Source organism: Acinetobacter sp. SAAs474, assembly GCF_032823475.1.
GTDB lineage: Bacteria > Pseudomonadota > Gammaproteobacteria > Pseudomonadales > Moraxellaceae > Acinetobacter.
The window spans coordinates 3194795-3217754 of sequence record NZ_CP127915.1; the positions used below are offsets into that span (position 1 = coordinate 3194795).

Annotated in this window: 15 protein-coding genes; 6 read left to right on the top strand and 9 right to left on the bottom strand. The window is 36.7% G+C overall.

What is annotated here, in order from left to right; translation table 11 throughout:
- Nucleotides 1-46 precede the first annotated feature (46 nt).
- The 4 genes from QSG86_RS15990 to hutC all read right to left on the bottom strand — a co-directional run bounded on the left by QSG86_RS15990 (nucleotide 47) and on the right by hutC (nucleotide 6366).
- Entirely contained in the window at nucleotides 47-1462 is a 1416-nt protein-coding gene (locus QSG86_RS15990; RefSeq protein WP_317032398.1) for an amino acid permease, read from the bottom strand.
- A gap of 64 nt (nucleotides 1463-1526) precedes the next feature.
- Nucleotides 1527-3065: a histidine ammonia-lyase gene (hutH, locus tag QSG86_RS15995; RefSeq protein WP_317032399.1), complete on the bottom strand. Its 1539-nt coding sequence runs from the start codon at nucleotides 3063-3065 to the stop codon at nucleotides 1527-1529.
- Between the two features lie 87 nt (nucleotides 3066-3152).
- Complete coding sequence (gene hutU / locus QSG86_RS16000; RefSeq protein ID WP_317032619.1) at nucleotides 3153-4820, bottom strand: urocanate hydratase; 1668 nt, start codon at nucleotides 4818-4820, stop codon at nucleotides 3153-3155.
- Nucleotides 4821-5613: 793 nt separating this feature from the next.
- Nucleotides 5614-6366 carry a histidine utilization repressor gene (gene hutC / locus QSG86_RS16005; protein ID WP_317032620.1) on the bottom strand — a complete coding sequence of 251 codons (753 nt, stop codon included), beginning with the start codon at nucleotides 6364-6366 and terminating at the stop codon, nucleotides 5614-5616.
- A 732-nt stretch (nucleotides 6367-7098) separates the two neighbouring features.
- On the opposite strand from hutC, the gene QSG86_RS16010 reads away from it, so the two are divergent.
- The 3 genes from QSG86_RS16010 to QSG86_RS16020 all read left to right on the top strand — a co-directional run bounded on the left by QSG86_RS16010 (nucleotide 7099) and on the right by QSG86_RS16020 (nucleotide 12339).
- Entirely contained in the window at nucleotides 7099-8286 is a 1188-nt protein-coding gene (locus QSG86_RS16010; protein WP_317032400.1) for an ammonium transporter, read from the top strand.
- A gap of 279 nt (nucleotides 8287-8565) precedes the next feature.
- Complete coding sequence (locus QSG86_RS16015) at nucleotides 8566-10071, top strand: PLP-dependent aminotransferase family protein (protein ID WP_317032401.1); 1506 nt, start codon at nucleotides 8566-8568, stop codon at nucleotides 10069-10071.
- A gap of 822 nt (nucleotides 10072-10893) precedes the next feature.
- Nucleotides 10894-12339, top strand: a complete 1446-nt coding sequence (locus QSG86_RS16020; RefSeq protein WP_317032402.1) for an amino acid permease — start codon at nucleotides 10894-10896, stop codon at nucleotides 12337-12339.
- A gap of 201 nt (nucleotides 12340-12540) precedes the next feature.
- Here the strand turns inward: QSG86_RS16020 and QSG86_RS16025 are convergent, their stop codons facing one another.
- A complete protein-coding gene (locus QSG86_RS16025; RefSeq protein WP_317032403.1) occupies nucleotides 12541-12735 on the bottom strand; it encodes a hypothetical protein in 195 nt (64 codons plus the stop codon).
- Nucleotides 12736-13554: 819 nt separating this feature from the next.
- Between QSG86_RS16025 and QSG86_RS16030 the strand changes: the two genes are divergently transcribed.
- Nucleotides 13555-14763, top strand: a complete 1209-nt coding sequence (locus tag QSG86_RS16030) for a multidrug effflux MFS transporter (protein ID WP_317032404.1) — start codon at nucleotides 13555-13557, stop codon at nucleotides 14761-14763.
- A gap of 27 nt (nucleotides 14764-14790) precedes the next feature.
- On the opposite strand, the gene iaaH is transcribed toward QSG86_RS16030, so the two are convergent.
- Both iaaH and QSG86_RS16040 read right to left on the bottom strand, forming a co-directional pair.
- Nucleotides 14791-16239, bottom strand: a complete 1449-nt coding sequence (gene iaaH / locus QSG86_RS16035; RefSeq protein WP_410487485.1) for an indoleacetamide hydrolase — start codon at nucleotides 16237-16239, stop codon at nucleotides 14791-14793.
- 74 nt (nucleotides 16240-16313) lie between these two features.
- The gene (locus QSG86_RS16040; RefSeq protein ID WP_317032405.1) at nucleotides 16314-17039 is read right to left on the bottom strand and encodes a helix-turn-helix transcriptional regulator; all 726 of its coding nucleotides are present in this window, start codon (nucleotides 17037-17039) and stop codon (nucleotides 16314-16316) included.
- Nucleotides 17040-17575: 536 nt separating this feature from the next.
- Here QSG86_RS16040 and QSG86_RS16045 point away from each other — a divergent pair.
- A complete protein-coding gene (locus QSG86_RS16045) occupies nucleotides 17576-18916 on the top strand; it encodes an aspartate aminotransferase family protein (RefSeq protein WP_317032406.1) in 1341 nt (446 codons plus the stop codon).
- A 50-nt stretch (nucleotides 18917-18966) separates the two neighbouring features.
- Here QSG86_RS16045 and QSG86_RS16050 read toward each other — a convergent pair whose 3' ends face one another.
- Both QSG86_RS16050 and QSG86_RS16055 read right to left on the bottom strand, forming a co-directional pair.
- A complete protein-coding gene (locus QSG86_RS16050; protein WP_317032407.1) occupies nucleotides 18967-20001 on the bottom strand; it encodes an AraC family transcriptional regulator in 1035 nt (344 codons plus the stop codon).
- 79 nt (nucleotides 20002-20080) lie between these two features.
- Entirely contained in the window at nucleotides 20081-21085 is a 1005-nt protein-coding gene (locus QSG86_RS16055; protein WP_317032408.1) for a phosphotransferase enzyme family protein, read from the bottom strand.
- A 175-nt stretch (nucleotides 21086-21260) separates the two neighbouring features.
- Between QSG86_RS16055 and eat the strand changes: the two genes are divergently transcribed.
- Entirely contained in the window at nucleotides 21261-22670 is a 1410-nt protein-coding gene (gene eat, locus QSG86_RS16060) for an ethanolamine permease (protein ID WP_317032409.1), read from the top strand.
- The last annotated feature ends 290 nt before the right edge of the window (nucleotides 22671-22960 follow it).

A 22960-nucleotide genomic window follows, 5' to 3' on the forward strand; every position in this document is an offset into this window, starting at 1 on the left:
TCAAATATGCTCCCTATTCAAAGTAATTCCATTTTGAACAGTTGATTTATTCGCTTTTTATTTTAAAACTTGGTGACAAATTTCGATCTATTTTAATCATGTCTTGTTTAGGTTTTACCCAAATGATATAGGCGATATAGAGAAGAATCAGCCAACCAATACCGACATAAAGTGCAGGTCGAGAATCGGGGAAATATCCCATCATAGCTAAAATAAATAACATAAACACAATGGCAAACGCAGGTGCATAAGGCCAACCAATCACTGGAAAATGAAGTGCTTTAATTTCCTCTTTCGAAAGTTTACGACGCATTGCAACTTGAGAAATTAAAATCATTAACCACACCCAAACTGTGGCAAAGGTGGCAATTGATGCAATCAGAATAAATACATTTTCAGGGATTAAATAATTCAGCACGACACCCACCAATAAAACTGCAGCCATGACTACAACAGTCATCCAAGGTACGCCATTTTTAGAAATTTTTTGGAATACTTTGGGTGCTTGTCCACGACTAGACATACCATACAGCATACGCCCCGCACCAAAAACATCACTATTAATAGCAGATACAGCAGCCGTAATAACCACAATATTTAAAATAGTTGCGGCAGATTCAATCCCTAGATTTTCAAAAATTTGTACAAATGGACTACCTTGACTACCAATCTGATTCCACGGAAAAATTGACATCAACACAAAAATCGTCAAGACATAAAAGAGTAAAATTCGCACTGGAACTGCATTAATTGCTTTGGGAATAGCTGTTTTAGGATCTTGAGATTCACCTGCAGTAATACCAATAATTTCAATACCACCAAAAGCAAAAACAACGACAGATAAACAGGCAATCAATCCACCAACACCATTTGGCATAAAACCATCATGTAACCATAAATTTTGTATTCCAGTCGTTACACCCACATGATCAGCATTAAAACCGTAAATCATTAGCCCCAAGCCACCCACAATCATGGCGATAATAGCTGTTACTTTAACGATCGAAAGCCAAAATTCTAGTTCACCGAAAACTTTGACATGAATCAGATTAATTGCACCTAAAAACATAATCAGTGACAAAATCCAAATCCATCGAGGAACATCGGGATACCAAAATCCCATATAAATTCCAAAAGCAGTAACATCAGCAAGTGCCACAATGATCATTTCAAAAACATAGGTCCAGCCCGTGGTAAAGCCTGCAAATGGACCAATATATTGTGAGGCATAATGGCTAAAAGAACCAGATACAGGACTATGTACAGCCATCTCACCTAATGCACGCATGACAATATAAATTGCAATTCCAGCAATCATATAGGCCAATAGTACTGACGGACCTGCCATATTAATGGCTGTTGCTGAGCCATAAAATAGTCCTGTTCCAATTGCCGAACCTAATGCCAAAAAACGAATATGACGGGTATTTAATCCCCGCTGTAAAGTAGAATGTTGTGACATTATTATCTCCAGTCCCTGAGTAAATTAAATGAGATCCGGTCACTCCATGTGACCGTTATCTGAGTTAAGCACCTGATAAACTTGGTAGTAAATTGGAAATAACCAAATTATTCAAACAGCCTGTACCAAGTAATGTACTTGCTTGCTCAATATCTGGAGCAAAAAAACGATCCTCACTATAATATGGGACTTGATGACGTAAAATTTGGCGTGCATGTTCAAGCTTTTCAGAGCTTTTTAAACCTTCACGGAAATCCAAGCCTTGACAAGCACCTAACCATTCAACAGCCAAAATGCCACGAACATTATCCGCCATATACCATAATCGTTTACCTGCATTCGGTGCCATCGAAACATGATCTTCCTGATTGGCTGATGTTGGTAAACTGTCCACACTTGCAGGATGTGCTAATGCTTTATTATCACTGGCTAATGCAGCTGCGGTCACCTGTGCAATCATAAATCCTGAATTTACGCCACCATTTGCCACCAAAAATGGTGGAAGTTGCGACATATGACGATCCATCATCATCGAAATACGGCGCTCGGAAAGTGAACCGATTTCAGCAATTGCAAGTGCTAAATTATCAGCAGCCATAGCCACTGGTTCAGCATGGAAGTTTCCGCCAGAAATCACTTCACCCTCTGCTGCAAATACCAAAGGATTATCTGATACTGCATTCGACTCAATTTCTAATACCTCTGCTGCCTGACGAATCTGGGTTAAACATGCCCCCATCACCTGAGGCTGACAACGTAATGAATATGGATCTTGCACCTTGCTACAATCTTCATGAGAACGTGCAATCTCACTAGAATCTGTCAGTAAGTCACGATAAGCTGCAGCAACATCAATTTGACCACGTTGACCACGTACAGCATGAATTCGTGCGTCAAATGGTGCACGTGAACCTAACATAGCTTCCACACTTAATGCACCACATACTGTCGCTGCTGCAAACAGATCCTCAGCTTCAAACAGACCACGTAAAGCATAGGCGGTTGAAACTTGAGTACCATTTAATAACGCTAATCCTTCTTTGGCTGCCAGAGAAATTGGCGCAAGACCTGCAACTTTCAATGCCTCAATCGCGGGTAACCATTGCCCTTTATAACGTGCTTTACCCTCACCTAACAGTACCAATGACATATGTGCCAATGGTGCCAAATCACCAGATGCACCCACAGACCCTTTTAAAGGGATATGTGGATACACTTCAGCATTAATCAATGCCAAAATCGCATCAATCACTTTAGGACGAATACCCGAGAAGCCACGTGCTAAACTATTGGCTTTTAACAGCATAATCAAACGTACCATTGCATCATCTAGCGGCTCACCCACACCAGCAGCATGAGAAAGTACCAATGAACGTTGTAATTTTTCTAAATCTTCAGCTGCAATTTTCGTTGAAGCCAGTAAACCAAAACCTGTATTAATACCATAAGCAGTGCGGCCTTCATTGACAATTTTCTCGACACAAGCCACGCTTGCATCAATCATCTCCATGGCACTGTGGTCCAGCTTCACTTGAATAGGATGAAGATAAGCATGACGAAGATCAGCTAAACTCAATTTACCGGGTTGAATAAGAAGTTCCATGATTGACATCCTGTTTTGTATATTATTGTGCTGTAACGATACTGTTTACGATCAAGGTAACAGTATCGTTTGCTCCTTATCGATTGATTAGGCTGTGATCATTGGCAAGTTTAAGCCTTGCTCTTGGGCACAATTGACGGCGATTTCATAGCCTGCATCAGCATGACGCATCACACCTGTGGCAGGGTCATTGGTCAATACACGTGCAATACGCGCTGCAGCCTCATCCGTACCGTCACAGACAATCACTACACCTGAATGTTGAGAAAAGCCCATACCTACACCACCACCATGGTGTAGTGATACCCAAGTTGCTCCCCCTGCGGTATTCAATAAGGCATTTAATAATGGCCAGTCTGATACAGCATCAGAGCCATCTTTCATCGCTTCCGTTTCGCGATTAGGGCTAGAGACTGAACCTGAATCTAAATGATCACGACCAATTACAATCGGTGCTGAAAGTTCACCACAACGTACCATTTCATTAAAAGCCAAACCAAGTTTTGCTCTTAAACCCAAACCGACCCAACAAATACGTGCTGGTAAGCCTTGAAAACTAATGCGTTCACGTGCCATGTCTAACCAACGATGCAAATGTGCGTCATCTGCAATCAATTCTTTTACTTTTGCATCCGTTTTATAAATATCTTCTGGATCACCAGAAAGTGCGACCCAACGGAATGGCCCAATGCCACGGCAAAATAATGGACGAATATATGCAGGAACAAAGCCCGGAAAGTCAAACGCATTGACAATCCCTTCTTCTTGTGCCATTTGACGAATATTATTGCCATAGTCAAATGTTGGTATGCCCATCTTTTGAAAATCAAGCATGGCCTGCACGTGTTTTGCCATAGATTGTTTTGCTGCTTTTACTACAACATCTGGCTCAGTTTTAGCACGTTGACGATATTCTTCCCATGTCCAACCAATCGGTAAATAACCATTTAATGGATCATGTGCACTGGTTTGATCGGTGACCATATCTGGTCGTACGCCACGACGAACCAATTCTGGTAAAATTTCAGCTGCATTACCGTGTAATGCAATTGAGACGGCCTGACCTTGTTCGGTATATTTTTGAATACGTGCTAATGCATCATCTAAATCTACTGCTTGCTCATCGACATAACGTGTACGTAAACGAAAATCAATACTGGCCTGTTGACATTCAATATTCAATGAACATGCGCCAGCCAGTGTTGCCGCTAAAGGCTGAGCTCCGCCCATTCCTCCCAAACCTGCTGTTAACACCCAACGACCTGTTAAATCGCCTTGATAATGCTGACGTCCTGCCTCAACAAAAGTTTCGTATGTTCCCTGTACAATGCCTTGACTACCAATATAAATCCAAGAACCAGCGGTCATTTGACCATACATGGCCAACCCTTTTGCATCCAAGGCATTAAAATGTTCCCAATTTGCCCAGTGTGGAACCAAATTCGAATTGGCAATTAATACACGTGGCGCATCCGGATGTGTTTTAAATACGCCCACAGGTTTACCAGATTGTACCAATAGCGTTTCATCTATTTCTAGGGTCTTTAACGTTGCAACAATTTTATCAAAACATTCCCAATTACGTGCAGCGCGACCAATTCCGCCATAAACAACCAGTTCTTTAGGATTTTCTGCGACATCAGGATCAAGGTTATTCATCAACATCCGCAAAGGTGCTTCAGTCAGCCAGCTTTTTGTATTGAGTGTTGTACCACGTGGCGCACGAATTTCTATGTCACGAAACATTGTTGTCATTGTATCCACAATCGGACTCCTTCCATTGAGATTTAAACCGAAAATTACATGCTCTATTAAGATAGATAAATGTATTAACTTGTATATACATCTATATACTACACAAAACTTTATACTTGAAAAGAGACTTTCACTGTATTTTATAAAAATAAGATATAAGTAATTAAAATAAAAAGAATTAATTTTAATAAAATAATAAGAAAACCACCGTCATGGTCTAATATCTAGTTTCGTCAAAAGATCATCATTGAAGTTTAATGGATACAATTAGACAGATTTTTGAATTTTCTATATGGGAAAATAAGAGGTTGTTGTATTTTCTGAACGTGAACAGATCGGCTTTTTTGTACCTTTAAATATCGTGGTTAATCAATGCTAATATTTAATCGCTCAAGGCTTTACTTAACATAAGTTGAGCTAAGTTGGCATGCTGAATCTGTGCTGTATCTCATCCACTTTAATCATCATGCCAGTTTTTTGTGGCGAATGAATGCGATTCAAATGACTCATTTGAATTATTGCTCTGCATGAATCCCCCATAACCAATATCAAACGATAGTGATGATCACCCTTTAGCGCTCTAGACCATCAATATTCACGATCATCTATGGTTATAAAATTATCAATATGTTTCATCTACAACAAAATATCGAATAACAACTCGCTGTTATCATATCAATTATCAAAATATAGCCATTCAATTCAACTTGCTCCACAACAAGGCGTTAACGCCCAAGTAGACTATTGGATTGTTTAATCCATGATATGATCACGAGTCCTTACGCATATATGCTTATTGTGTAAATTTACCCTCTAAATAGTAACGACTACCTGGATAAATCAAACGGGCACTGGAAATCAGTTGCTTATACGACCATGTACGTCGACGAATCAATAAACAAGGTTCTGTCTTATTTATTTTCAACCACTTACATTCTTGAGGAGAACCAAGAATGGCTGTCACAATATGTTCACCTTCGGTCACTGGCGCTTTAGACATTAAATAAGCATTAGGGGTAATGTGGCTAAAATCTTGGGTTAAATAATCTGGAATTGAGCTCGGATCGACTAATCGATCTTCAATTTGTACAGGAATATCATTTTCATAATGAATAATAATAGAATGAAAGAGTGGCTGTCCTTCACGAATTTGCATCAATAAACTTTGCTCTGTATTGGCTGAAATTTGCTCTAAAACTAAAACTTTTGCACGATGGCGATGATTGCGGGCAATAATTTCTTCTGCAATATTATTAATCTGAAACAAAGCCGTGCGGCCCTGGCCTTCTGCAACAAACGAACCTACGCCTTGTATACGGACCAATAAACCTTCATTGGTTAATTCACGCAAAGCTCTATTGACAGTCATACGACTACAACCCAGTAAATTAACCAATTCACTTTCAGACGGAATTTTTTTATTTACAGCCCAAGTTTGATCATAGATTTTTTGTGAAATCATTTGTTTTACACGTAAATACAAGGGTATTGGACGATCATTTTCCAATGATAAATCCAAATCATTTTGCATGGATGCAGGTAACATGAACTCAAACTCATACACAATATGGTGGGTAATTTTATCTAGATTATGACCAATTTGTATATACAAGCTTATACAATTAAATGACTTTATTTGCTCAAATACTTATTTTATTTATCATTGATTATATTTATAGATTTATCTTGCCAATACTGCAGGTGTAAACAGATTTAAGTACTCTTCTACAAAGTAGCGTAATCCCCGCAACATTACCAGCGTTAAAATAAGATATCAAAGAGATTAAATTTTGAATCAATATGATCACTATATTGTAATCATTCACTGATATAACATATAACAAATTATAATTGATCCAATGACCAGATCAATTCGGCTAACTGCTTTGTTATTGTGCAGTTCTAATAATATTTTAAATAAAACGCGATGGATATCATCGATTTCTTGATAAGTTAGTTTTACTATTGTATTCGATTACAATTTAATTGATTAATATCAATACTCAATAAACGTCGCACCATTTTAATTTTCCATACATGACCAATGCCATTTAAAAAATATAACAGCATGAATTTAAATAATTTTTATTAAAACATAAGCCGCATCAATATGGTGCAATTTATATACAATAGCGGTATTCCTGCCTTATATCGAGTCTTATGATTTTTTAAGTTGCCTTAATCAAAATTTTCCAACTTTGTCATTATTTTATTTAAATGAGGTCTGGGTATACTAATCCATATTTAAAGATAGACCGCACTAATTTGGATCCCTATCATGCAAAATGTAGATTTATTCTTTCTCCTTGTTGGTGCAATTTTAGTTCTTGCTATGCATGCTGGATTTGCTTTTTTAGAATTAGGTACAGTTCGGCATAAAAATCAAGTCAATGCACTGAGTAAAATTTTAACTGACTTTGCAATTTCAGCCATCGCCTATTTCTTTATTGGTTACTATATTGCTTATGGTCAACATTTTTTCCATAACGGAACCACGCTTGCCTCCGATCATGGCTACAACCTCATGCGCTGTTTCTTTCTTCTTACATTTGCAGCCGCAATCCCTGCAATTATTTCAGGAGGCATTGCTGAGCGTGCAAAAATGAGCGCTCAAGCCATCGCAACGCTTTTTCTGATTGCCTTGGTTTATCCTTTTTTTGAAGGCATCATGTGGAATGGTAACTTAGGTTTACAGGATTGGTTAGCAGTCCATTTTGGGGCAGGGTTTCATGATTTTGCAGGTTCAGTGGTGGTCCATGCCATGGGAGGATGGATTGCACTTATTGCCATCATTTTGCTCGGTGCACGTGGTGGACGCTATAAAAAAGATGGCCGTATCATGGCTCACCCACCTTCTTCAATCCCATTCTTAGCACTCGGTTCGTGGATTTTAATTGTAGGATGGTTTGGCTTTAATGTGATGAGTGCTCAGCGCTTAGATGCCATTTCTGGCTTAGTTGCGATTAATTCATTAATGGCAATGGTTGGAGGAACACTCGCTGCAAAATTTTGTGGTAAAAATGATCCCGGCTTTTTACATAATGGACCTTTGGCAGGTTTAGTTGCTATTTGTGCTGGCTCCGATATTGTTCATCCTATTGGTGCATTTTTGATTGGTGCATTAGCAGGTTTCTGTTTTGTAAAATTATTTACCTACACACAAAACAAACTTAAAGTCGATGATGTACTTGGTGTATGGCCACTTCATGGCGTATGTGGTGTTTTAGGTGGACTGGCGGTAGGGCTATTTGGACAGCAGTTTTTGGGAGGGCTTGGTGGCGTTTCAATGATTTCTCAAATCATAGGTACCCTATTAGCAATGGCGATTGCTGTTTCTGGTGGTTTCATTATCTACGGCACACTCAAATACACCATGGGTATCCGACTATCCCAAGAAGAAGAATTTCGTGGTGCAGATTTATCAATTCATAAAATTTCAGCGAATTCTGATGAAAGTATGTTTTAGAATTGATTATCAAATATCTATGATCCATCAGCGTAGCAAAGTTATTGCTGCAATTGAATAGATAAAAATAAGTAAATTTAGTCATTATTTTGTCTGATATACGATGCGCTAGATTTACTGCTTTATCTTTGATTTTAGCTATATCGATGTATACTGCGATAAATAACATTATCTTTTGTTAAGATCAATATCGTAAAGTCTTTACTATTATGATGATTTTTTAGAAAAATAATGATGATGTGCTGATTAGCATCATTTTTAATGTGTAGGAGAGTTCTATTGCGTAGTTTGCTTGGAGATTATTTACTGCAACGATTACAGCAGGATACTGATGGAACTTTGCAAATTAGACTCTTTCGGTGTTTACGTAATGCCATTATTGAGGGCATTCTCGCACCTCAGATACGCTTACCTGCTTCTCGAGATCTGGCTAAAGAAATTAAAGTTTCACGCAATACTGTTTTAAGTGCCTATGAGCAATTACAAGCACAAGGTTATGTGAATGCTCGTACAGGCCAAGGTACATGGGTCGCCGATAAGTTACCTGAATCATTTTTAATTAAAGCTGAAAATAAAAATACCGCTCTACAGCACAATAAGCCTGCCGCAGATTATAGCTTATCACAGCGAGGTTCATACTTAATTGGTTACTCTGCTGCTTCCCCTTATCAATGGGGTGCATTCGTTCCCGGTGTCCCAGATGTAACTGAATTTCCACATCATATTTTTAGTCGTATCCAAATGCGTTTAAGCCGCGAGCCTGAAGTGAATCACTTAATTTACAGTAATGCAGGTGGCTGTTTAGAGTTACGTCAAGAACTTGCTAAATATTTACAAATTGCACGCTCAGTTCAATGTGATGCCGATCAAATTATTATTACTGAAGGCACGCATCAGGCAATTGATTTAGTTTCACGCGCTCTAACTGATACCGGCGATGAGGTCTGGATTGAAGATCCAGCCTATTGGGGAGCTCGTAATATTCTACGAATGAACGGTGTTCATTTACGTTCATTACCTGTAGACCAAGAAGGAATTATTCCGGATCTCGAACCAGTCAAACCACCTAAACTCATTTTTGTAACACCATCACATCAGTATCCTCTGGGTTCACATTTAAGTGTCGCAAGACGCAAACAATTACTGGCGATTGCACGTCAGCACAAAAGCTGGATTGTCGAAGATGATTATGACAGTGAATTTAGATTTTCTGGACAACCGTATCCTTCATTACAAGGCTTGGAATCTGATTCACCTGTCATTTATATGGGAACATTTAGTAAAACAATTTATCCTGCACTAAGAATTGGTTATTTAGTTGTACCTAAAAAATTGTTTTCATCTTTACGTATTATTTCATCTGAATTATATAGAGGTGGGCACTTAATTGAGCAAAAAGCTTTGGCGGAATTTATTCGTGAAGGTCATTATAGTGCACATATTCGACGTATGCGTTTACTCTATAGTAAACGCCATACATTTTTAATTAACTTAATTCAGCGATATCTGGGTCCAGATTTTTTACATGAATATAATACTGCGGCCGGATTACATCTTATTCTTAAGCTCCCCAACCATAGCGATGATGTTTTAATTGCATCAAATGCACTTGATCAAGGCATTAAAGTTCGAGCTTTATCTCAATATTATATTAAACATTATTCAACCAGACAAAAAGGTTTATTAATGGGTTTTGCTTGCGTAAGTGAACAGGAAATATTCATTGCTTTTGGTGTTTTATTAAAATGTTTACGTGATGCTGGGATTCCAACTTTACAACCTTAATTTTTAAGTCGATCAGGCTAAAACTAAATAGAGCTGATTAATGTAATATTTATCTTAAGAACTATTATTGTAAATCATCAATAATTTAGTAAGTGTAATATGAAAAATATCATTTCGATTCTATTAAAATCGACAATATACCTAAACTCTGTGACAGAAAAGATAATGCTAATCTGACATTATTGACATTGATGATATGGATCATAAAAAATGATCAATAGATCTATGATTGTCATTATAATTAGATTGACATCAATATGGAAACTGTTGTTAGTTTATTATTAAAAAAGTGATTATCCATGATCTAAATGAAGCTATAAAATATTTTAGTGGGTTTGACTAGACTAAAATAATGATCAAATGGTATACATATCAAAAATTGCGATAGTATATGAAAACGATTAAAAGTCATCGAGATTAATATCTAGATGATATTTTTATTTGCTACCTATCATCACTACAATTAAATTAATCAATAAAAGAATTTTTTGCATCACTATATTATGTGCTATTTATTTGACTGTAAATATTATCTGTGCTTATTTTAAGTTATTTATTACAATTGGCTCCCTTGAATTAATAAAAAATGGCTCTCGTTACTCCATCATAAAAAAGAGAAATTAGCAGCATCTACAAGCAGTATGTAATAGTTTGATGATGAATATGTGATTTTCATGCCTTGATATAAACACGTATTTTGTATCTTCGTTGACTGAAACTAAATGATATATGCAAGCATTTAGCCACCGTTGTAAGGATAAAGAATATTAACATCGCATCAATCTAATTTAAAACTATATCATTGATATTAATGGAAATAATATGACTGATACTCAAAATATCTCTCAATCTGACACATCAGATGGCCTAAAGACTGGACTTAAATCACGCCATCTCACAATGATTTCTATCGCGGGTGTAATTGGTGGTGCATTATTTGTTGGTTCAGGTAATGTAATTTACAATGCAGGTCCTGCTGCACTTATTGCCTATAGTTTAGGCGGCTTATTGGTACTTTTCATTATGCGAATGCTTGGTGAAATGGCTGTACTCAATCCAGATAGTGGCTCTTTTTCTACTTATGCAGATCGTGCAATTGGCCGTTGGGCTGGATTTTCAATTGGATGGTTATATTGGTCCTTTTGGACCTTACTTATGGGATGGGAAGCTTTTGTTGCAGGCACGATTTTAAATAACTGGTTTCCATTTATTCCAGTATGGGCCTATATGCTGTTGGTGATTGTGGCTTTGGTATGGATTAATCTATGTGATGTCAAAAACTATGGTGAATTCGAGTTTTGGTTCGCATTAATTAAAGTCATCGCGATTATTCTCTTTCTAGTGTTTGGCAGTTTAGCCATATTTCATCTCTGGCCTTGGGGTGATGCCTCTATGGTTGGTGGTGCACACTATTTAACAGCTGATGGATTTATGCCAAATGGTATTTCCTCTGTTATTACCGCATTATTAGGTGTCATGTTTGCTTATATGGGAGCAGAGATTGTCACTGTGGCAGCAGCTGAAACTAAAAATCCAGCGAAAGAAATTCGAAAAGCATCCAATTCAATTGTGTGGCGCATTATTTTATTCTATGTTGGCTCAATGTTGATTACCGTTTGCTTAATTCCATTCAACAATCCACTCCTCAAAGATCCAACATGGGGAACATATAGTGTTACGCTAACAGCGCTAGGTATTCCTGAAGCACGTCATATTGTTAATTTTGTGGTGCTGACATCTGTATGTAGTTGCTTTAATTCAGCGCTTTATACATGTTCACGTATGGTATATTCACTTTCTAAACGAGGCGATGCACCAAAGAGCTTTGGCTTTACCAATAAAAATAATAGCCCGTGGGTTGGCGTTATTTTTTCCAGTCTTTTTTCACTGGTCGCAGTTTATCTAACTGCAACAGAAAGTATGAATGTCTATGACGTATTAATGCTGGCAACAGGTACTGTATCCTTATATGTCTATCTCGCAATTGCAATTTCGCAATTACAATTACGTAAAAAGTTACAGGCAGAAGGACAAGAAATTCCATTTAAAATGTGGTTATTTCCTTGGTTAACCTATTTGGTGATCATATTTATTATCGGTGCATTAATCACTATGGTTATAGAAGGCACTTATTTTAAAGAAGTCGTCTATACCAGTTTGCTCGCCTTACTTATCGTTAGCTTAGGGGTTTGTGCACAGAAATTTAATTGGAGAGGCATGACATACCTACAGAAAAGAGCACAGGAGAATAAAAGTCTCTCGTCTTGATCCGCGAAGGTACAACATCAATATATTGAGCTATATTGATTTTAAACTGCTTATTTATTTAGAGATGATATAAAAATAAATCAGCATCATAAAATCACGACCATCAGTTCATTTATTTTAATATTTTGCTCGGTGATCAGCCGAGCAAATTAATTTTATATTCTTTTTGGTAAAATCTGCTTTAAGGTATTGTTATTACAATTATGTCACAATAAAACTAAACAGCATTAAGCTGAATAAGCTGGTTAAAGAAATAGACATCATTAAAATACATTGCATCACGCCATGTTTAAAACTTAACTCTAAAAACATCAACAATAAGATACCACTTATTAAATATATAAATATAGCAATAAAATAAAGTAAGTCTATGTGAAAAAAATTTTGAATTAACATAATAGCTCCTTATTTTATATCGTGATTTTTAATATGTTTTAAATTTAATTCATTCAGTCATACCATGGTAAATATGGATAGTAAAAGGTTAAGGATAAAGTATATGACATATATGATTTAGATGAATTTAAATTAAATAACGATCACTTATTCATCGCACCATAACATCACAAACATCGATAAATCATTAAAACGGTATTTTCATAAATAATAAAGATGATTTAAGTAAATCAAAGACACAGCTTTTAGCAAGTAGAATATCGAAGAATACACCTAAAGTATAATTTTATGAGACAGAAATCGATCTATTGGTAAAATTTAAGATATATGGCAGGTTAATTAATCTAAAGAATATGATAGATCATATGCAATTAATTAGCATCATATTTAAAGAAAGTTGCTTTAGTGTTTAGTTTTAGTCACGATTGTAAATTTAAATACACTTTATCATTACAATTATTCAATTCTTATCAGAAATACTGATCCACGATAAAGATTCATTACATGTTGTAATATGATGTATTTTGCAGCAGCTTGATATCTAAAATTAACGATCCAAGATCTCTAGCCATATGGCCGATGATTTTAGATATGCGCCAGAACACGCTCACTACTTTTTTTTAAAATAATGCTGTTTAGATCAATATAAGTTTGATACAAAAAGTATGGAATTGGTCTTTTTTTTTCTGTATTTATATTGCTAGTTTTATGCTGTTATCGTTAAAAAATTATATCATTTAAAGCCAAGATTGCTTTGTATCATCCTCTGCATCTGTATAAAATTATTGATAAATTTTACTATCGATCTCAAAGCACATTATGACTAAAGATATGGAGCAATCTCAATACTCAACAGCATGGATTATTTTACTGGCATTGTTTACCTCATTAGGACCATTATCAATTGATATGTACTTACCCGCATTGCCTGACATGGCACAAGATTTTGGTGTAAGTACACAACAAATTGCCAATACCTTACCTGCCTATTTTTTAGGTCTTGCCATTGGACAATTGTTTTATGGACCGATAAGTGATCGGCTAGGTCGAAAAAAACCGCTGTATTTTGGGATGATGCTCTATACTGTTGCAAGTTTATTATGCGTTTTTGCACCCAATGATTGGGCATTAATCGCAGCTCGAATTTTACAGGCATTAGGTGGCTGTGTAGGTGTAGTGATTGCACGTGCAGCGATTCGAGATAAATTAGATATGCAAGCTGCGGCACAAGCATTTGCCAGTATGATGATCGTCATGGGATTAGCGCCTATTCTGGCACCCATGCTCGGTGCACTGATTTTAAATATTTTTCAGTGGAGAGATATCTTTATTTTTCTAAGTGCTGTTGGCATATTCTGTTTGTTATCTGTTCATTTTTTCTTTACAGAAACATTACCTGCTGAACGCCGTTTAAAATTAAATTTTAAACAGGTTCTGGCATTGTATGCTGCTATTTTAAAAGATAAAAGCTTTCTTAATCCGATGCTTGCAGGTAGTTTAACTGGCGCAGCATTATTTTGTTATATCAGTTCAGCTGCAGCAGTATTTATGGATCAATTTCATATGCCTAAGCAGCAATTTGCTTATATCTTTGGTTTTAATGCCTTCGGTATCATGCTACTTTCATCATTAAATAAACGGCTGGCAAATCATTTTAATGTAAAACAACGTTTGAAAATAGGCGGCTATATTCAAGCCAGTGGCGCTATCATGGTATTTATCGTGGGATATTTCTCAAGTCTGCCGTTTACATTATTAATGATTGGTCTGTTTATGACCGTTGCTGGAATTGGTTTTACAGGACCGAATGCCATGGCTTTGGCAATGTCACAACAAGGCGCGCGTGCAGGAACCGCAAGTGCAATTATGGGAAGTGCTCAATTTGCATGTGGTTTATTGGGTGGAGTCATTTTAAACTTTTTACATGGTACTCCATTATTAAATATGGGACTCTTGATGATGATTTTTACTTTATGCGGATTAGTCACTATTATTAAATTGACGTCTTTTGAGCCGAACATCGCCTAAAGATGATGCTCGACTCAACTGATATCATTATAAATCTTTAAGAATCGACTCTAATGTCATGCCTATCGCTAAAATATCATGATCGCTATATGGTAACCCATCTATCTCTAGCCCTATAGAAAGTTTAGATGATGCGACCTGACCAATGGATAAACTCAATCCAGGCAGTCCAATATTACTGCCTGGATCTGTATTACGAATCAAACGTTGAAAGTTTTCCATTGAACTCGCCTGTTGATTTGCCAGTGGTGCAACAATTGGAGAAGTCGGAAAAATTAATGCACTTAATTGATTTTCAGAAAAAATTTTCTTATATAATGCCAAAAGCTGCGGCCTAGCATCGTGCAATGCTCGTTGATAATGCGGTAATACTGGTACTTGTTGCTGTTGATCAATCACCATTTCTGGCAAAACATACTGTTCAAATATATCACGAACATCGGGACTGGCAATCTGTGCAACAACCTCATCAATACTTAATTCGGTATATTGTTGTAAATATTTGATTAAATCATATTTAGCTTCATAAACAACCACTGGAAATGAAATTTGCCGATTAAGATCTTCTAATTCAGGTAAATCCACCATAATGAGTTCAATCCCCGCATTGGTGAGGACATCTAATGCACGCTGTGCTTGCAAAGCAACGGCTTGATCCAAATTCTCCCAAAAATAACGGCAGATACCAAGTTTTATTGTGGTCACAGATTTGGCGATAGCGATTGGTTTTTCAGTAATAATCGCATCCATCCACGCAATATCAGCAACAGTATGTGCCATGATACCCGCTGTATCACGGGTATGCGAAATCGGGGTAATACCTTGTTGAGGATATCGACCAACCGTAGGTCGAAAGCCAACACAACCATTCAGGGCACTAGGCAATCTGACAGAAGCACCCGTATCAGTGCCAATGGCTATCGGAACCATACCAGCAGCAACAGCCACAGCACTGCCAGATGAAGAACCTCCGGCAATATATAGTGGATTATGTGCGTTACGTGTGCCAATTACTCCATTCATCGGTATCGCGGTGTTATAACCTGTAACACCAAATGCTAATTCATGCATATGTGCTTTACCAACAATAATAGCACCTTGGTCAACCAATTTTTGAATGATTGGTGCTGATGCTGGTGGTATAAAATTAAATAACGCAGGTGTACCCGCACTATTTGGAAATCCACTGACATGAATATTATCTTTAACAGCCACTAAAACACCCATCAAAGCAGGACACTGTTCTCCTGCTAAAAGCTGTTGATCCCAAAACTGAGCTTGCTTTAAGGCCGCATTTTTATCCAGACTAATAAATGCATTTAGTGCTGCTTGTTGCTCAATATTTGCAAAATATAATTCAACCAATTGTTGGCAAGAAATTTTTTTTTCACCAATTAAACATGCGATATCGCAGGCAGATAAGCGAAATAAATCAACAAATTGATCCATATCTTTTTTGACTTTTTCAATTAACATTATCGGTTTAAATCCATTTAAATCATGGATTATAGAATGTAATACAAGCTATCTCAGTGTGCCTATCCTCAAAATTAAGGAGCCTCGGGATAAAATAATAATCGCGCCATTTCCGTACGATTATGACAGCCTAGTTTATACATTGCATTTTTCAAATGCGTTCTCACTGTGGTAAAACTAATATTGAGTAAACATGCAACTTTTTTATCACTTAATCCTTTTGCAACCAAAATAGCAACATCACGTTCACGCGGTGTTAGCACATCAGCTTTTATGTGATGCATTGGTAATGCCTGACGAATATAAGGTTCTAAAATATTTAAAATTCTTTTTTCTCGGCCAGTAAACATCTGTGCATCTGCAGCACGCCAAATACGTAGATCACCAATATCCTCACCATCACGTACAAAGTAAACATTCAGACCATGATATAAACCATAAGGCTTTAAAAACTCATGATAATATGCGGTTTTATTCAATGCTTCGAATGTAATCACTTCCTGCACAAAAGTCGGTTTCTGACACTGCCTTAAAGCTGCGGTAATTGGATCATCATGTTGCCAAATACGCTCATATTCATGTAATGCTTTTTGATCAATCTCCCATAAGAGACCGTGTTTGGATAATTGAGTTTTCTCATCCCAAATATAAGAAGCCGCAAAATCTGCTCGTAACAAACGTGTAATATCAGCAAGAATATTACGACGTAAATCATCCTGCTTTTTTTCTGATCCTAATTTCCACAATAGTTCAGTAAACAGTGTCCATTCTGTGGCCGTTAAATCTTGTTGTAAAAGCATGACATCCTCGTTGCTTTATCGATACAGCACAATCCATAAATTGAACTGCTTTCATCCATGATATAGCGATAATCAATATACTAAGTTGATCAATAAACTTAGCCATTAATTTTTACTGTGCTTAATTATTTCTATCTTTGAATAACATTGAGTTGATCATATCCGTCTCTATGTATTTTATAATTTATAGCTCTTATATTTTGCTGTAAAGACAACCTGATGCCAAAATCCGTGTTGCCGTCTATCTCATTGATCATTGAGAACACAATAGTTCTGCTCATACTATTCAATCATGCTTGATCAATTTAGTTGCAAAAAATAAAAAATTTTATCCCTAATGTATGGGTATCAGCCATTTTTTCGCTGATATGATGACTACAGAACTTAAACTTAATCCACCTTATTCGTCGCACTTAAATAGCGCAATTTTGACTTCAAAGCCTGCAAAATGTAATGCAAAGTCAAGTTCCTTAGCGCATAAATAATCATGATGGACTTAGAAAAATATCATTTGAAAACACCTTTAGGAGTATTTGATGAATACCAGATCAACCATCATGGATACCAATAGTTTTCGTGAGGAACATGCGGCTGCACTTGATACAGAAATACGTCAACTCACAGATCGACGCAGTCAAACTTTAGGTGAATCTTACCGATTATTTTATCGAAACCCTGTTCATTTGGTCAAAGGTAAAGGACAGTACCTTTGGGATGCCTCAGGCAATCAATATTTGGATGTTTATAATAATGTTGCCAGTATTGGACACTGTCATCCAGCAGTAATTGAAGCAGTCAATCAACAAATGCACAGCATTAATACCCATACACGCTATTTACATGAAACCATCTTGGATTATACCGATCAGCTTCTCAAAACTACACCCAGTGAAATTAATAAAGCAATGTATATGTGTACTGGTTCAGAAGCCAATGATTTGGCGATTCGTATTGCCAGAGAATACACTGGGGGTACTGGTATTATTGTTACTCAAGAAGCATATCATGGTACCAGTGATTTAACTTCAGGTTGCTCACCGGCCTTGGGTACAGGACAACCACTGGCCAATAGCACACGTTTAGTACCTGCGCCAGATCAATATCGAATTGAAAATGAGCATTTAGGGTCATGGTTTGCTGAGAAAATTCAAGCCCAAATTGATGATATGAATGCTCAAGGCATTAAATTTGCAGGATTTTTGGCAGATTCTATTTTTTCGTCTGATGGTGTTATGCCCAACCCTCCAGGCTTTCTCAAGCAAGCTATAGATGTTGTACATGCGCATGGAGGTGTTTTTATCGCAGATGAAGTGCAGCCAGGTTTTGCACGTACAGGTGATTCTTTTTGGGGTTTCGCTCGACATGATATTATCCCCGATATTATCACCACTGGAAAACCCATGGGAAATGGAATACCAGTATCGGGGCTATTAGCCAAAGATCATGTTTTAGCTGCATTTAGCCAAAAAATCCCTTACTTCAATACATTTGGTGGTAATCCTGTTGCTATGGCTGCGGCTAAAGCAGTATTAATGACCATTCAAGAGGAAAATTTACAAGCACATAGCCAACGATTAGGTGGTTTATTGTTAAAAGAATTATCAAATTTAATGGCAAAACATGAATGTATTGGAGATGTTCGAGGAGCTGGATTATTTATTGGTTTTGAGTTAGTTAAAGATCGTGAAACTAAAACACCCAATAAAGCACTGGCTTTAGATGTGATTGAGGAGCTACGAAATACACATCGTGTATTAACCTCTGTCGCTGGTCCCTACGGTAATGTTCTAAAATTGCGCCCTCCATTAGTATTTCAAGAAAAAGATATTGACTGGTTAGTCGGTGCTTTAGATCAGTCACTAGAAAAACTAAAATAAATTATTTTAAATCAAAAGCCTGTGTATTACAGGCTTTTTTATCATGATATTTAATGTCTAAGTTGCCGAGGCGTACAGCCAAACCATCGTTTAAATGCACGAGAAAAAGCACTGACTTCGGAATAGCCCAATAAAAATGCAACTTCAGAAATAGGTAAGTTTTTTTGTTGAATATAATGATTAGCCAGCTCTAGTCGTACTTGATCAATCAATTGTGTAAAAGTCAGTTGATGAGATTTCAATTTACGAGCCAATGTACAGGAACTCAGTTTAAGATGCTCAGCAACACGCTCTAGACTCGGTTCACCCTGTGCCAAGTCTAATTGAATTTGTGAACGTACCAGATTAATCAAACTCTGTTCGGGAGATTGAATATTGAGTATTTTCAATGAATCTAAAATCATCGTCAGCAAAAAAGGATCCGCTTGTGGCATATGTACTTGTAAATCACTTTTACTCAGAATAATCGAATTATAGGGTTGGTCAAAGTATACTGGCGCATTAAATAACTTGCTGTGTTCTTGCCAGAACTCAGGTCGAGGATGCTCAAAATGGATTGCTCGTGGTGCATAATGTGCCCCCAAAACCTCACGAATAACATTCATAAACATCCCTAATGTCAATTCAGCATCTTGACGACGAAATATAATCGCGCCATGTTGTATTTGATAATTAAATTGGCAATGTCCATCATGACAATAAAACTGACATAAAGTATCTTTTTGATGCAAATGAAAATAGTGGGTCATATTTTTAAGTGCATCTTCTAAAGTCGCTGAACACAGACCAATATAGCCAATTAATCCCAGTGCTTTAGGTTGAAATTGTTGTCCATAATACAGACCAAAATTGTCACATTGAGAAATTCTGGCTGCATGTTCTAAAACCTGACAATAACTTGCTAAGGGTAAACTCAGGGTAGGACTTAATAGCAGATCTGGATCAATACCACTGATTCCAAAAACACGATCAACATCGGCACCTTTGGTATCAATAAAATGACTTAGACCTGCAGCAGCAGCCGATAAAACTCCCTGATTACTCAAATGAGGTTGATGTGAAGAATGATGAGGGAGATGTAACATATATAGCGCCTGCTGAATATTTTATCAATCTCATTAATGCAAGAGCTATGCCATATTATTGACAAGATACTACTCACAGTTAAATCCCTATAGGAATCTGATTATTCAAATATTTTTTACATAAACGAATACTTTCTTGTGTCCATTGTTCACCTAGACTCCTAGCCATTTCAGTATAGGCATGTGAGCCAACCCACGCCATTAACTGTATTCGACGTTGCATGAGTAAACTTGGAATAATGGCAAATTCTTGTTGTGTAATATGATTATTTTTTTCATAGCCATTTAGCCACTCATCCATCCAAAATGGAGCTGCAGCATAATGTTCATTAAAACTCATCGCTGCGGCTAAATCATGTAAATACCAACTCATGCCACAATCATCAAAATCAATCACACCAACTTTATGTTTATTGAATAAAAGATTAGTTAAACGTAAATCGGCATGAATGAGTCCATAACGATCAGCACTTTTTCCAAAAGCGTCGAGCTGATCCGCAATTTGAGTAATCGCTTCATCGACAATATTACAGTCATCCATTTTTAAATGCGGAGCATGACGCCAATCGCCCCAATGTCCGTTAGGCATCAACATGGTGTCATGATTCCAAACAATACGATCAAAATGATCTGGTTTGATCCATGTCTGACTATGTTGATGTAATTGAGCAGTGATTTGTCCTAGTTGTTTAAAGTCTTGAGGATCAATACTGGTTACTGTCGGCATTGTACCTTCAATCCAGTGAAATAATACGCCATAACGGACTGTATCTTGATCCACAATCATGGTTTGAACACGTTTACCCTGCTGGCACTCAATCGCTTGTGGTACTGCAATGCCATGTTCACGCAATGCATCCAACCAATTGAGTTCACTTTCAATTTGAATATAAGAATGATAATTAGGACGATGAATACGTAGTGCAAAACGTTGTGATGGCGTCTTGACTAAAAATGTCGCATTTTCTGACTGACAGAGTAGTGAAATTTCACCTTGGTATTCATTTGCATATGCGCCAAGTGCCTTTTTAGCCAACAGAATTAATTGCTGACGGCTTAAATATTCGTTTTGTTGAACAGTCATAAAGTGTTCCTTATCTTCTTTATAAGAGGTTTTAGTCAGTAGATAGACTTGATCTTATGGAAGAAAAAAAAGAACAACTTGACTTCAACAAGCAACGAAGATGATTTGTTGTCAAGTTTATATAGATAATTTAATTAATATTGATCACACGCATTTAAAACAATGAGTGATAAAAATGAAGGATATCGTATCGAGTGATCATCAACACATAGACCATAACCAATATTTCGCACAACGTCAGCTCAAAACGGGAGCTGTTGGATGGCTACTTTTAATTGGGTTAGGTGTATCTTATGTTATCTCTGGAGATTTCGCTGGCTGGAATTTTGGTATTGCCCAAGGTGGATGGGGTGGATTATTTATCGCCACAGTTGTTGTTGCAATCATGTATCTTTGTATGAGCCTGACTATGTCTGAAATGTCAACCATGCTTCCAACAGCAGGTGGTGGATATAGTTTTGCACGTGTTGCTTTTGGTCAATTCGGTGGATATTTAACAGGTACAGCGATTCTCATGGAATATGCGATTGCCCCTGCCGCAATTGCAGTATTCATTGGAAATTACTGTGAAATGTTATTTGGCTTAAATGGATGGATGATCTATATCTTTTGTTATGCCTTTTTTATGTTTATTCATTTAAAAGGTGCAGGTGAAGCGTTAAAAATTATGTTTGTGATTACAGCGATTGCCTGTGTCGCATTAGTGGTATTTTTAGCTGCAATGTTACCCTACTTTAATATCAATAATTTATTTAATATTCAAGTCAGTAACAATATTGGTGCAACTGCATTTTTACCTTTTGGCTATATGGGTGTTTGGGCAGCAGTACCTTTTGCAATTTGGTTCTTTTTAGCAGTTGAAGGTGTTCCTCTAGCTGCTGAAGAAGCGAAAGATCCTGTTAAATCTTTACCCCGCGGTCTGATTGGTTCAATGTTAATTTTAGCTACATTTGCACTATTAATCCTGTTCTTAAGTACAGGTGCGGTGGGTGCAGATTTTATTCAAAACTCAGGTGCGCCTTTAGTCGATGCATTAAGTACAATTTATGGAAAAAATGCTTGGGTCACTCACTTTGTTAATTTTGTAGGTCTTGCTGGACTAGTTGCCAGCTTTTTCTCCATTATTTATGCTTATTCACGTCAAGTCTTTGCCTTATCCAGAGCAGGCTATCTACCTCGATTTTTATCTCTCACCAATCAAAATAAAGCACCAACTATGGCGATTATTATTCCGGGTATAATAGGCTTTTTGTTATCATTAACAGGTGAAGGAGATCTACTGATTTTAATGGCTGTATTTGGTGCCACGATTTCCTATGTCCTGATGATGCTTTCTCATATTAAACTACGATTATCCCGTCCAGAATTAGAACGCCCTTATCGGACACCTGGTGGTATATACACTTCAGCTTTTGCATTGCTACTGGCCATTATTGCTGTTATTGCAGGTTTAATGGTTGATATTAAAGTATGGTTAATGTCTGCAGCAATTTATAGTGCATTTATTATTTACTATATCGTCTATAGTCGACATCATTTAGTTAAGGGTACACCTGAACAAGCGTTTACTCGAATAGATCACTAATATTTAATAAAACCGATCGTCATATAAAGGTCGGTTTTATTTTTAAATAAATTTAATATCTATCAATAACCTATTGATTTAATTTTATGAACTATAATTCATTTTTAAATGTTATTTTGATTAAAATCATTAAATCATCAGTCTAAATATTAAAATAATCATAGATCGCAACATGATTTAATCATAAATAAGCTTTCGATCTTTTCATTAAAGGCTATGCTCATTTGTGCAACTCATAGTACAAATATCAATCAAATTATCAAAATAAATCAATAATTCCAATTAAATAG